Annotated in this window: 11 protein-coding genes; 1 reads left to right on the forward strand and 10 read right to left on the reverse strand. The window is 64.9% G+C overall.

Annotated features, from left to right (window positions below; translation table 11 throughout):
• The first annotated feature begins 119 nt into the window (after positions 1–119).
• Positions 120–731, forward strand: a complete 612-nt coding sequence (locus tag Q0877_RS05320) for a hypothetical protein (protein WP_299166296.1) — start codon at positions 120–122, stop codon at positions 729–731.
• Between the two features lie 278 nt (positions 732–1,009).
• Here the strand turns inward: Q0877_RS05320 and Q0877_RS05325 are convergent, their stop codons facing one another.
• The 10 genes from Q0877_RS05325 to Q0877_RS05370 form a co-directional block, all read right to left on the reverse strand.
• The gene (locus Q0877_RS05325; RefSeq protein ID WP_299166298.1) at positions 1,010–2,737 is read right to left on the reverse strand and encodes an IlvD/Edd family dehydratase; all 1,728 of its coding nucleotides are present in this window, start codon (positions 2,735–2,737) and stop codon (positions 1,010–1,012) included.
• Positions 2,734–3,888 carry an acyl-CoA dehydrogenase family protein gene (locus Q0877_RS05330; RefSeq protein WP_299166300.1) on the reverse strand — a complete coding sequence of 385 codons (1,155 nt, stop codon included), beginning with the start codon at positions 3,886–3,888 and terminating at the stop codon, positions 2,734–2,736. Before Q0877_RS05330 ends, Q0877_RS05325 begins: the two co-directional genes overlap by 4 nt.
• A gap of 7 nt (positions 3,889–3,895) precedes the next feature.
• On the reverse strand, positions 3,896–5,104 hold the full coding sequence (locus Q0877_RS05335; protein WP_299166301.1) for a CaiB/BaiF CoA-transferase family protein: 1,209 nt from the start codon (positions 5,102–5,104) through the stop codon (positions 3,896–3,898).
• A gap of 98 nt (positions 5,105–5,202) precedes the next feature.
• Positions 5,203–6,063: a fumarylacetoacetate hydrolase family protein gene (locus Q0877_RS05340; RefSeq protein WP_299166303.1), complete on the reverse strand. Its 861-nt coding sequence runs from the start codon at positions 6,061–6,063 to the stop codon at positions 5,203–5,205.
• Between the two features lie 100 nt (positions 6,064–6,163).
• Positions 6,164–6,937, reverse strand: coding sequence for an SDR family oxidoreductase (locus Q0877_RS05345; protein ID WP_299166304.1), 774 nt, complete (start codon positions 6,935–6,937; stop codon positions 6,164–6,166).
• Positions 6,938–7,828 carry a dihydrodipicolinate synthase family protein gene (locus Q0877_RS05350; RefSeq protein ID WP_299166305.1) on the reverse strand — a complete coding sequence of 297 codons (891 nt, stop codon included), beginning with the start codon at positions 7,826–7,828 and terminating at the stop codon, positions 6,938–6,940.
• Entirely contained in the window at positions 7,825–9,051 is a 1,227-nt protein-coding gene (lhgO, locus tag Q0877_RS05355; protein WP_299166306.1) for an L-2-hydroxyglutarate oxidase, read from the reverse strand. The genes Q0877_RS05350 and lhgO overlap by 4 nt, the downstream gene beginning before the upstream one ends.
• Complete coding sequence (locus Q0877_RS05360; protein WP_299166307.1) at positions 9,048–10,250, reverse strand: MFS transporter; 1,203 nt, start codon at positions 10,248–10,250, stop codon at positions 9,048–9,050. Before Q0877_RS05360 ends, lhgO begins: the two co-directional genes overlap by 4 nt.
• A 23-nt stretch (positions 10,251–10,273) precedes the next feature.
• The gene (locus Q0877_RS05365) at positions 10,274–12,457 is read right to left on the reverse strand and encodes a TRAP transporter fused permease subunit (protein WP_299166308.1); all 2,184 of its coding nucleotides are present in this window, start codon (positions 12,455–12,457) and stop codon (positions 10,274–10,276) included.
• On the reverse strand, positions 12,454–12,957 hold the full coding sequence (locus tag Q0877_RS05370; RefSeq protein ID WP_299166309.1) for a hypothetical protein: 504 nt from the start codon (positions 12,955–12,957) through the stop codon (positions 12,454–12,456). The genes Q0877_RS05365 and Q0877_RS05370 overlap by 4 nt, the downstream gene beginning before the upstream one ends.
• Positions 12,958–12,960: the final 3 nt, after the last annotated feature.

Below are 12,960 nucleotides of genomic sequence, written 5' to 3' on the forward strand. Positions count from 1 at the left end.
AACGGCTGGAACTCATACACGCGGCAAGTCATCGCAGTATGTCAAGCTTTCCGTCACGAGCTGTTGCTTGTTCAATAGCACAGCAGCGAGCCGCTGGAAGCGTCGACCTTAGGAAATCAGTGCCACGACACAAGCAAAGTGCGGTCAAAGCCGCAAGAGAAGAGCTGGAGCGAACATTCCCTGCTCGGCAGCAAGCGTCCCTCGAGCGTTACCGCGAACTGCAGAAACAAGCCAACATCGACGACTCTAAAAAGTGGGAGAACGGTGCTTCTGACCACCAATTAAAGATGCTCGTCTCGATAGGTGTAGGTGCCGTCGTCATTGCCGCTTGGCTTGGGATTTCAGGTTCGGATCAGTTCCTTCCTTTCCTGCTGTCCGCAGTACCGTTTGTTGTTGTTCTGGGCGCTTTCGCTTATGGCGCACACCCTCACGGCACTCAAAAGCAACGGGTCGATGCCGCAACAGCCATCCTGGTCTACATCAGTGTGATCGTATTTTGGCTCGTAGTTCGCCAGTCCGTACGGGACCAGGTCCTTTTGACAGCTTTGGACACCTTCGCCATCTTTGGACAATTGGCGTCATTCATCGCGTCGGTGAAGGAGAGCGTTCTGGCTTGGATTGAGCCGTCCCAGTTCCGACAACTTAGCGAATCTGGCAAACAAGCTCGAAGGGCGCAACGAGAACTGAACAACTACGGTTGGCTCCCTGATGGAGTGTCTCGCGTTGATTAGCGGTCATCCTCAACGGAGCTCCTATAGCCATCTCAAGTAATCATTCAGCCCGTTTCATGAATCTCACCTACGCCCCTGAGGTGCCAGCGGTGATTCAGTAACAAATGTACGTCTTGGTCGAGAGGACTGCTCGGACAGCTGAAGTTTCGGTTGACGCTTCCACCTACCCCAACGAATTGCCCGATGATGGGCCTATGTCCACCAAATCGACCGGCGACCGAAACGGATCTCGTCGACCTGAATCCCATAGTCGTCGGCGAAATCGACGAACCTGAGAACTAGCCCTGGGGCCCCAGCGGCGCACTCTGCAAGAACCGGAAGTCGCATCCCTCGTCCGCTTGGGTTACCTCTTGCACGTAGAGACGCCGGTAGCCGCGTGTCGGGATCGTCGGTGACGCTGGCCCGAGTTCCGATTCCCGCCGCACCAGCTCCTCCTCGGGCACCTCAAGCTGCGCTAACCGCCGACTCACACTCAACGTGACCTTGTCACCGGTCCGCACCAGCCGAAGCGGCCCACCCACAGCAGACTCGGGCGTCACGTGCAGCACCACAGCACCGGCCGCGGTTCCAGACATCCGGCCGTCCGAGATCCGCACCATGTCCTTCACGCCCTGCGCGGCAAGCTTCTTAGGAATCGGCAAATAGCCAGCTTCCGGCATACCCGGGTTTCCCATGGGCCCAATGTTCTTCAGCACCAAAACGGAATCGGCGGTGACATCGAGAGCAGGGTCATCGATCCGGGCAGCAAGATCGGCCGCGTTCTCGAACACCACGGCCGGCCCGGAATGCTCCAGCAACGCGGGGGATACAGCCGCCTGTTTGATGATCGCCCCACCCGGCGCCAGATTCCCGCGCAGCACCGCCAGGCTGCCCTGCGGGTAGATCGGGTTCGACAGCGGACGGATGATGTCCTGCGGGAAGCCCGGACCGGAGTCGTCGATCTCTTCGCCAAGCGTCCGGCCGGTCACGGTGAGCACATCGCGGTTGATCAGCGAACCCAGTTCGCGCAGCACGGCTGGAACCCCACCGGCACGGTGGAAGTCCTCCATGTAGTACTTGCCTGACGGCTTCAGATCCACCAGCACCGGCGTCTCGGCACTCATCCGGTCCAGCTCATCGAGGGACAGCTTGATGCCGAGCCGACCGGCCACCGCGGTTAGGTGAATGATCGCGTTCGTGGAGCCGCCGATCGCCAGGAGCATCCGCAGCCCGTTCTCAAAAGCAGCAGGCGTCAGGATCGAGGACGGTGCAAGACCACCAGTAGCCAGAGCAACAGCTTGCGTGCCGGTGCGCTCGGCCATACGCACCCGGTCCGCCGTCACGGCCGGAGCCGAAGCAGACCCCGGCAACGCAATCCCCATCGCCTCGGCAATGCACGCCATGGTGCTCGCCGTCCCCATCACCGAGCAGGTGCCGACGCTGCCCACCAAGCGGGAGTTCACGTCGTCGACCTCTGGTTTTGTAATCTCCTGCGCACGGAACTTGCCCCAGAACGCGCGACAGTCGGTGCACGCACCGACCCGCTCGCCGCGGTAGCCACCGGTCAGCATCGACCCGGTGACCAGCGAAATCGCCGGCACACCCGCCGACGCCGCACCCATCAGCTGCGCCGGCACGGTCTTGTCGCACCCGCCGATGAGCACGACGGCGTCCATCGGCTGCGCCCGAATCATCTCCTCCGTGTCCATCGACATCAGATTCCGCAGGAACATGCTGGTGGGGGAGGAGAAACTCTCATGCACCGAGATGGTCGGGAACTCCACCGGCAACCCACCGGCCAGCATTACGCCGCGCTTCACGGCCTCAACCAGCGCCGGCATATTGCCGTGGCACGGGTTGTAGCCGCTGCCGGTGTTCACGATTCCGACGACGGTCCGGTCCAGCGCATCATCCGAATACCCGGCGCCCTTGATGAACGCCTTCCGGAGGAACAGCGAGAACTCGGCGTCGCCGTAGCTCGTGAGGCCGCGGCGGAGGCCGGTGGGTTCGGGGGAGGAGTCGCTCATCGGAACGCAGGCGTCCCGGTGATGTGGTTGCCCAGGATCAGGGTGTGCACCTCGTCGGTGCCCTCATATGTGCGCACGCTCTCCAGGTTGTTTGCGTGCCGCAGTGGCGAGTAGTCCAGGGTGATCCCGTTGCCGCCGAGCATCGCCCGGGCCTCCCGGCAGATCTCAATCGCCTCGCGGCAGTTGTTCAGCTTGCCCACCGAGATCTGGTACGGCTCCAGCGTCCCGGCATCCTTCAACCGGCCCACCTGCAGAGCCAGCAGCATGCCCTTGTTGATCTCCAGCGCCATGTTCACCAGCTTCTGCTGCGTCAGCTGGTACCCGGACAGCGGCTTGCCGAACTGCAGCCGCTCCTTCGAGTAGTTCAGCGCCGCCTCGTAGCTGTCCCGCGCCGCACCCATTGCACCCCAGATAATGCCGTACCGCGCCTCGTTCAGGCACTCGAACGGACCGCGCAGCCCCTTAGCCTTCGGCAGCATCGCCGACTCAGGTAGCCGCACATCGGTCAGCTCGATATCGCACTGAATCGACGCCCGCATTGACAGCTTCTGCGTGATCGGCGTCGCGACAAAGCCCGGCGTATCGGTCGGCACCACAAAGCCGCGGACACCGTCGTCGGTCATCGCCCAGATGATCGCGATCTGCGCCACCGAAGCCAGCCCAATCCAGCGCTTGGCGCCGTTCAGAACCCAGGCGTCGCCGTCGCGCTTGGCGAACGTCGTCATCGATCCGGGATCCGATCCGGAAGTAGGCTCCGTCAGCCCGAAGCAACCGATCACTTCACCCTTGGCCATGCGCGGCAGCCACTCGTTCTTCTGCTCCTCAGAGCCGTGCTTGGCAAGCGCGCTCATCGCCAGCGACCCCTGCACGCTCACGAAGGTGCGCAGGCCGGAGTCGCCGGCCTCCAACTCGAGTGCGGCCAGACCGTATTCCACCGAGCTGCGGCCCGGGCAGCCGTACCCCTTGATGTGCATGCCGAGCACGCCCAGCTCGGCCATCTTCGGCACGATCTCCAGCGGGAACACCGCGTTGTCATACCACTCGGCGATGTTCGGCTTGATCTCGGTCTGCACAAACTCCCGCACAGAGGCACGCAGCGCAAGCTCCTCCTGCGACAGGAGCGAGTCGATGGACAGAAGGTCAACAGTCATGGTTCTACTACTTTCCGCTGGTGATGGTCGAAAGCGCCGCGAAGGTCGCATCGTTGTGTTCGCCGAGCAGCGGCGGCAGGCGCCGGTAGCTCGCAGGAGTCTCGGAGAGGTGGATCGGATTGGCGACCTGGTGACTGGTGCGCGGGCCGGCGTCGTCGGCCATTTCGACGGCGGGATCAAGTCCCAGCTCCTCGGCCAGCTGCAGCGCCTCCACAATGGAGTTCACCTTCCCGGCCGGGACGCCCTCCTTGGACAGGACGGCGGACCACTCGGCCGCGGGACGTTTGGCGAGCTGCTCCTCGAGGAGCGACTTCAGCTCGTCGCGGTGGGCCACGCGCTGGGTGTTGGTCTTGAATCGCTCATCGTCGGACATTTCAGGAACCCCGAGGATCCGCACGAGCGAAGCGAACTGCCGGTCCGTTCCGACGGCGACGGCGAGCGGCCCGTCGGCGGTCTTCAGCGTCTCATACGGCGCGATCGACGGATGCGCGTTCCCCATACGCTGCGGCGCCTCACCGGTGGCCAGCGTGCTCGACGCCTGGTTTACCAGCCCCGCCAGCAGCGACGACAGGAGGTTTACGTCGATCCGCTGCCCCTGCCCGGTGGCGTCCTTGTGCCGCAGCGCCGCGAGAATTCCGAGCGCAGCGTTCTGCCCGGTCACCACGTCCACCAGCGCCACACCCACCTTGCTCGGCTCCGAGTCCAGCGACCCGGTCACGCTCATCAGCCCGCCGACCGCCTGCACCAGCAGGTCATACCCCGGAAGGTGAGCCCCCGCCGTCGAACCGAATCCGGTGATGGAGCAGTAGATGAGGTCGGGCTTGATAGCGTGCAGCGTCTCGTAGTCCAGCCCGAACTTCTTCATCACGCCGGGCCGGAAGTTCTCGATGATCACGACAGAGCTCAGCGCGATGTCCCGTGCCCGCGCGAGGCCCTCGTCAGTCCGCAGGTCACACACCACCGAGCGCTTGTTCCGGTTCACGCTCGAGAAGTACGTGCCGACGCCGTGCTCGTCGACGGGCGGCGTCCAGGACCGGGTGTCATCCCCGGCAGGGCTTTCCACTTTGATGACGTCCGCTCCGAAATCGGCGAGCATCATCGACGCATAGGGTCCCGCGAGAACGCGGGAAAAGTCCGCCACCCGGATGCCCTCGAGGGGACCGGCGATTGATGCAGCGCCGCTTGATCCGGGATTGGGCGATACTGACGTGCCCATTGCGCGTCCTCCTCCTTGGTTGTGCGTTGAGTTGGCAGGACACGCCGTAAAAGGCGGGTCAAAAGGGGTGTGTCCTGCCAACTCAACGCGGGGTGGTTCTAAGGTCCTTGAGTCACGGGATTGCTCAGCGTTCCCACACCCGCCACCCGGGCCTCGGCGACATCGCCCGGCTTGATGTGGATCGCGCCCGGCGTACCGGTGGAGATGATGTCGCCCGGGAAGAGCGGCATCACCTTCGAGTGGAAACTGATCAGGTACTCGGGGCTGTACCGCATGTGCGCCACGGTGTTGGTCCGCAGCACCTCGCCGTTGACCACCGTGGACACCTCCATGTCCGCGAGCATCCCGTCCCCCACCGCCTCAGCCAGCGGCACAATCCGCGGCCCGAACGAGAAGAAGCCGGGAAAGTTCTTGGACCGCGTCAGGAACCGCGGGTTCCGCTGCAGGATGTCCTCGGCGGTCTGATCCAACACGGGCACGACGCCGGCTACGTAGTCCAGCGCGTCCTCCACCTCCACATTGCGGCAGTACCGCCCGATGACGACGGCGACCTCTCCCTCCGCCGTGGTCCGCTCACTCTGCGACGGAATCGGAATGTCCTCACCCGGCCCGATGATCGTGTGGTCGCCCTTGATGAACGAAGCCGGTTCCTCCGGCACACCCTCGGAGAGGTCCGACGCGTGCTCCACATAGTTCAGCCCGATGCCCCACAGCATCCGCGGGTGCCGGTACGGAGCGCCATACGTGACGGAAGAAGGGTCCCGGAACGCGCCGTCGTCGACCGTCGAGACCAGGCTCTCCAACTTGTCCAGCAGCTCCTCGGTGAGGATGTCTCGGACGTCGCCGTGCCAGCCGGGCAGCAGGTCGCGGACCAGTGCGAGTCCGCGCTGAGGATGCACGACGGCGGCAAGCTCGTCCGCACCCTCACGGACCGAACAGAGATGCAATGTGTGATTCATGAACGTTGTCTTTCTTGCTAAGTGCGTTGAGTTGGCAGGACACGCCCTGAAAGGCGGGTCAAAAGGGGTGTGTCCTGCCAATTCAACGGAGGGGTGGGGGTTAGTAGGAACGGACCAGTCCGCCGTCGCAGCGGATCTGCTCGCCGGTCACGTATGCTGCGGGTTCGCTTGCCAGGAACGCGACGACGGCGCCGAACTCCTCCGGCTTGCCGTACCGGCCGGCGGGGATGGTCGCCTCGGACGAAGCCCGGGCTTCCTCGGGCGTCTTGCCGGTGCGCTTGGCGGCGCCCGCGTCCAGCGACGCCACGCGATCGGTGTCAATCCGGCCGGGCAGCACCATGTTCACCGTGACACCGTCCTTGGCCACCTCACCCGCGAGCGTCTTCAAGTACCCGGCGAGCCCGGCGCGGCCGATGTTGGACAGCGCCAGGTTCGGCAGCGGACTCTGCACACCCGAGGATCCGACGGCGACAATCCGGCCCCAGCCGCGCGACCGCATGCCGGGCAGAACCAAGTTGGTGAGACGAATGTGCTGCAGCAGCAGCTGGTTCACGGCGGCCAGCGTCTGCTCATCCGACACATCAGCAGCGCCACCGGGCGGCGGTCCACCGCTATTGAGGATCAGCACGTCGATGGGCCCGAATGCCTTCTCCGCAGCCTCGACCAGCCGCTCCGGCGCACCGTCAAGATTCAGGTCAATCCCGATCCCGACGGCGGACGGCAGCTTCTCGGCCTCGGCCTGCACCACGTCCTCGCGGCGGGCGGCGAGCACCACATTGGCGCCTTCATCGGCCAGCGCCTGCGCAATGGCCAGCCCGATCCCGGAGCTTGACCCCGGCACCAGTACGTTCTTCCCCTTGAGTCCGGTATCCATCTAGGCAAGCTCCTTTACAGCATCAAGATGGGCGTCGATCATGTCGGCAAGTTCAGCGGGCAGCGTGGGTGCCGGCGGGCGGACCAGCGCTTCGGCGATGATGCCGCGCCTCTTGAGGATCTCCTTGCGCAGCGCCAGGCCAATCCCGGGCTGGCCCTCGAAGTTCGCCAGCGGCAACCACGGCGCAAAGACGTCGCGGGCAGCGCGGAAGCCGCCGTCGTCGTTCGCTGTGATGGCCAGCTGAAGCGCCTCCGGGTGGGAGAAGCCGGTCATCGCACCGGCGGCACCGGCAGCGAGCTCATCAATCAGGCCGACGCCACCGAGTCCACCGAACACCGGCACGTCCGTGGCGCGCGTCAACTGGGCGATCGCCGCAGCGGTCGGCGGCGCCTCGGACTTGATCGCCGAGATGAACGGGCAGCGCTCCACGACGGCGAGGATCTGCGCGGTGCTGATCTTCACTCCGGAGGCCACCGGGTAGTCCTGCAGTACGATGTCGGCGCCGGTCGCCTCGTGAATCGCGGTGAAGTGCGCGGTCAGCAGGTCCGGGTTTGGCGTGTTCGCCTGCACCATGAGCGACGCAAGGTTGGACCCGGCAGCCTGCACCGCGGTGCGCGCCTGCTCGATCGCGACGTTAGTGGTTCGCGCCGACAACCCCACAATCACCGGGGTCTCCTGCGCTGCTTCGGCGACGGTGGACACGGTGAGCATCTGCTCGCCGGTATCAAGCGTGCCGCCCTCGCCAAACACCCCGAGTACCACCAGGCCGGTGGCCGGGATGTGCGTGTACAGCTCCACCTCCCGGCGAAGCGACTCGGTGTCGACGGCGAATGACGGTCCGGTGAACGGCGTGGCCAACACGCCCCAGAGACCCTTCTTCAGATGTGTCATGCGGCTTCCTTACTATCGGAATTCAGTACCAGCGAAACAATGTGCTCGGCGATCGCGAGCGATGACGTCGCGGCCGGCGACGGCGCATTGCGCACCGCCAGCACCGACCCGTGACGGGAAATGCGGAAGTCGTCCACCAGTGAACCGTCGCGGTCCAGCGCCTGGGCGCGGATGCCGCTCGGGCCGGGAACGACGTCGTCAATGGTCAGCTCCGGCACGTACTTGCGCGCCTCATTCACGAAACGGCGCTTGCTCAGCGAGCCCACCATTTCGACGGCGCCTGTCTTCCAGTGCTGCTTCGCGAAGGCCCGGAAGCCGGGGTAACCCACTGCATCGCTCAGGTCGCGCGGCGACACAGTGCCCCAGCCGTAGGCTTCGCGGGCGAGCGCCAGCACCGCGTTGGGTCCGACCATGACCTCACCGTCGGTGCGCGGAGTGAGGTGCACGCCGAGGAACGGGTAGCGCGGATCCGGCACCGGGTACACGAGCCCGCGGACAAGAGATCGTTTCGAAGGCTTCAGCAGGTAGTACTCGCCGCGGAACGGCACGATCTTCGGTTCCTCGTCATCACCGGCAAGTGCGGCCACGCGGTCGGCGTGCAGTCCGGCGCAGATGATCACCGAGTCGAAGATTTCCCAGGTGTCCGACCCGTTGTGGGTTCCGGTCACCAGCGTCTCGCTCCCGCGGGTGGTCAGGCCGGTCACCTCGAACCCGGTGTGCACGGTTCCGCCGGCCGCAACCACGTCGTCGGCGAAGGAGCGCGTCACCGCGCCGTAGTCCACGATCGCCGTATGCGGGGAATGCAGCCCGCCAACACCCTCAACATGCGGTTCAAGCGACCGCAACTCATCGCGGTCGATTATCCGCACACCCGGGACTCCGTTGGCCCGGGCGCGGGTCATGATGTCACCCAGCCGCGATTCCTCCACCGCGTCCCGGGCGACAAGCACCTTACCGATTTCGTCATACGCCAGGTCCTTGGAAGCGCAGTACTCCTTCAGCAGCTCCACCCCGCGCCTGCACAGCTTCGCCTTCAGCGACCCGGGTGTGTAGTAGAGCCCTGCGTGCACCACGCCGGAGTTCCGCCCGGTCTGGTGCGCGGCAAGCGAATCTTCTTTCTCGAGCACGGTCACCTGCGCATCCGGCTCCTGCTGGAGCAACCGGCGCGCGACGGCGGTCCCCAAAATGCCGCCGCCGATCACCGCATAGCGTGTGGCTGTCATGAAGTCTCCTTAACTGGACTTGAAAACGGACGCCGCATTGTTCGCACGGGCATGCCGCGTGACTTGCGGATCAGCCGGCGCCCGATGCGGAAAGTGATGGCAGCAGCCAGCGCGACGACGCCGGCCACCACCCAGGCAGTGGAATACGAAGTGGCGCTCACCAGCAGACCGAACAGCAGCGGCCCGCCCGCAGCACCAAGGGAGAGCCCGGTCTGCACCACGCCGGTCGCCGAGGCGGCTGCCAGCCGGTTATCCCGCACGACGGCGAAATGCAGCAGCCCGGGCCAGGTCCAGCCTGCGCTGTAGGCAAGGAGGGTGCCGGTCACCATCAGCGCCGTGGAGCCGACACTGAGCATGAGATAGCCGACGACGCCGGCCACCAGCAGGTTGGCGATCAGCACGTAGGGGCTGCGGGTCGGCATTCGATCCATCAGCGCACCGAGCAGGATCCGGATGCTCAAGCCCACCACCGCTGCGCCCGCGAACAGGAACCCGGCAGAGCTCGGCGAGATGCCCGACTGAACCATCGAGTCCACCAGGAACACACCGAGGGAGGTGGCGGCTGCGGCAGCGAGCCCGGCGCCGATCGTCAGCACAATCAGCCCGGCACGCGGGGTGCCGCGGTCTTCCGGGTGGGCTGCCGCCGTCGTCGTTGTCAGTGGCGCCTGACCGCGGAAAAACGCCCACACCGCAAGACACAGCGCCAGCCCGGCGCCGAAGAAGAAGGCATACCGCCAGCCGAGAACCAGCGCGATCCCGGGAACGGCGAGGCCGCCCAGGAGCGACGCCGCTGGGATGGAGGACTGCTTCACTCCAAACGCCAGGCCTAGCCGGTTGTTGCCGATGCTGCGCGAAATGCCTAGATTCGCCGAGGGCTGGGCCATGGCGTTGGCAAGGCCACCGATGAACAGCGCCGCCACCAAAACGGGAAATGACGGTGCTGCTCCGGCGCCTGCCAACGCCATGGTTGCGAGAATGGCCGACAAGACCATGCCCCGCCCTGCTCCCACCCGCTGGACAACTCCTCCGAGCGGGCGGGCGAGGGTTCCGGAGACCGCAAACAGCGTTGCTGCCGCGATGCCCATCTGCGCCGGCCCCAGGTCGAGGTCGTCGCGGATCTGCACCGCCAGCGCGCCCAGAAGGAACGCCGGCAGTACCCCGGTGGTAGTGACCGAAACGGCCTGCAACAGGGTGGTCACAGGCCGTCCGGAGGACGGTAGGTTCACGAGGTTGATTCAGCCGTCCGTGAGCGGTCAGTCCCTGAGCGTGCAGTACCCGACCGTTCCGGAGTAGCGGAATCATCATGCGGGTGCCGCTTCATGCGGATCACGTGCAGCACCAGCCCGACGGCGATCAGTGCCGCGCCGACGATCAGGTACATCGGCTCCATGACCAGCAACGGCAGCGAGCCGACGCCGATCAACAGCCGCTCGAGCCAGTTGGCCGGGCCCATGATCCAGCCGCCGGTTGCCACGGCCAGCGCCGCGACGGCGACCGTGGAGACCAGCAGCGCCATCAGCACCGTACCCACGCCGCCCTGCATCAGCAGGCCGATGCCCGGACCGGTGAGGACGAAGATGAACGGCACCAGGAAGGCGGAGAGTGTGTAACGCCAGGTGAGCCACATCGTCTTGATCGGCTTGCCGCCGGTGATGGCGGACGCCGCGAACGGGGAGAGCGCGGTCGGAGGCGACACTTCGCTGAGCACGGAGTAGTAGAAGATGAACATTGCCGCAGCGAAGGCGGGGACGCCGACGTCCTGCAGTGCCGGACCGATGATGACCCAGGAGATGATGAAGCTCGCCGTCACCGGAACCGCGAGACCCAGCAGGATCACCGAGATTGCCGAGAACAGTGCGGTGAGGAACAGGCTGCCGCCGGCGAAGTCCACGATGATGTTCGCGAGCTTCAGGCCGAGGCCGGTGAGCGTCATGATGCCGACGATCAGGCCGGCCGCCGCCATGACAGGGATGACCGACAGAGCGCCGGTGGCGCCGGTGGCCAGGGCATCCCAGATGCGCTTCGGGGTCATGAACGACTGCTTGTCCAGGAAGCTCAGCAGGAACGCGAGGATTGTCGCGTACACCACCGCGCGGAACGGCGTCATCCCGGTGGCCATGAACACCACGATCGCAACCAGCGAGCTGAAGTGGTAGCCGAAGCGCAGCAGCAGCTTGCCGGCCTTCTGCGTCTCCATCTCGACGGGCTTGGTCTTGAACTTCCGGGCGTCCATCTCGATGGCGAGGATGATGCCGAGGTAGTAGAGCAGGGTCGGGATGGTGGCCCAGATCAGGACTTCCAGGTAGGACACGTTCAGCAGTGCAGCGATGATGAACGCTGCGGCGCCGAGGGTCGGCGGCGACATGATGGCGCCGATACCGGCAGCCGCGAGAACCGCACCACCGTGTTCCTTGGGGTAACCGGCCTTCTTCAGCAGCGGCCAGGAGATACCACCGAGGGTCACCGTGGTCGCAACACCCGAACCGGAGACGGTACCGAGCAGGAAGCCGGCCAGCGTCACGGTGCGTCCGGGACCTGACTTGGACTGGCCGAAGGCGGAGAAGGACAGGTCAATGAAGAACTTCGTGGCTCCCGACGCCGTCAAAACGGCGCCGTAAATAGTGAACAGGATGATGTACGTCGCCGCCACATCCGTTGGAACACCGAAGATGCCCTGCGTTCCCATCACGTTGTGGCCAACCAGACGCACCCAACCGAACGACGACGTCTGGAACGGATCCGGAATATACGGACCGAAGTAGGCGTAGGCGAAGAAGCCCAGCACCACGATCGGTACGAGGATACCCACCGTGCGGCGGCAGGCTTCCAGCACCACGAGGATGGCGATGGTGCCCATGATCAGGTCAAGGTACGTGGGGATGATCGCGCGCCGGAAGAACGCATCCCAGTCCGTGATGATGTAGGCGAAGGGGACAATGGCGATGATCGCCAGCGCCCAGTCCAGGATGTGGGGATTATCCGATTTTCCCGCTTCTTTATCCTTGTCCGACCGGCCCCAGCCACGGTAGACGAGGAACGTCATCGACAGGCCGATCATCAGGAACGCGGGCAGGTAGAACTGCGTGGCCATCGGGTTGAACACCCAGTACAGGCCGAAGACGGACAAGATGACGCCGACCGCCTTGATGATGACGGCGGGCGTGCCGCTGAGGTGCCGTGCAGGCTTCTCCGCCTCGAACTCGGCGATGAGCGCTTCTTCGTCGAACTTGCCGTCGGTGTCCTTGTAGGGATCGGGTGATCCGGTGAACTTCTCGTTGGCGTTCCGGCTATGGGTAGCCCGGTGGGAGCCGTGCTGGTCCTCGTTTCGAGAATCCTCGGGCAACGACACCTTTTGTTGGGAACCGGGGGCAGCTACGGCACCGTCGCCGTCGGGTCGCTCGGTCATTGAATCTCCTTGATATCTAGCACAACGAAAGGATTGGAGTTCCCTACCAGCGGCCACAGTTCAAGCGGCGGCTGTCCGGGAACATGCAGGGTGCGCTGCCCGAGGTCGGTGGCAGCGATCGAGAGGGTGTCAAAGACCACCGGACGCTCCGGGTTCGGCGGCACAACATAATTGCGCCGATCTTTTGGACCGGCAGGAGTGGGGGCATCGGGAACGCCGTAGTACTCCTCGAGGACAGCGAGCTGGTCTGCAGCTATCTGCACCAGGCGGTAGGAACCGTCGGGCTGCACCTCGTAGCGTTCTTCGGCGAGGGTCTGGTAGATCGAGTTGCGGTAGCTCACCGCGAAGGTGTCCCCGGTCAGGGGCAGCGAGGCCAGCTCGCCGTCGTCGTTCGCCACTGTCAGGAATCGCTGGGGTGACCCGGCGTTTCCTGCAGCGATCCCCACGAGTGTGCCGAGGCACACCAGCAAGGCAACGACGACGGCGGCTGTCCTGCGCATTGG

The organism is uncultured Arthrobacter sp. (genome assembly GCF_947495145.1).
GTDB lineage: Bacteria > Actinomycetota > Actinomycetes > Actinomycetales > Micrococcaceae > Arthrobacter_D.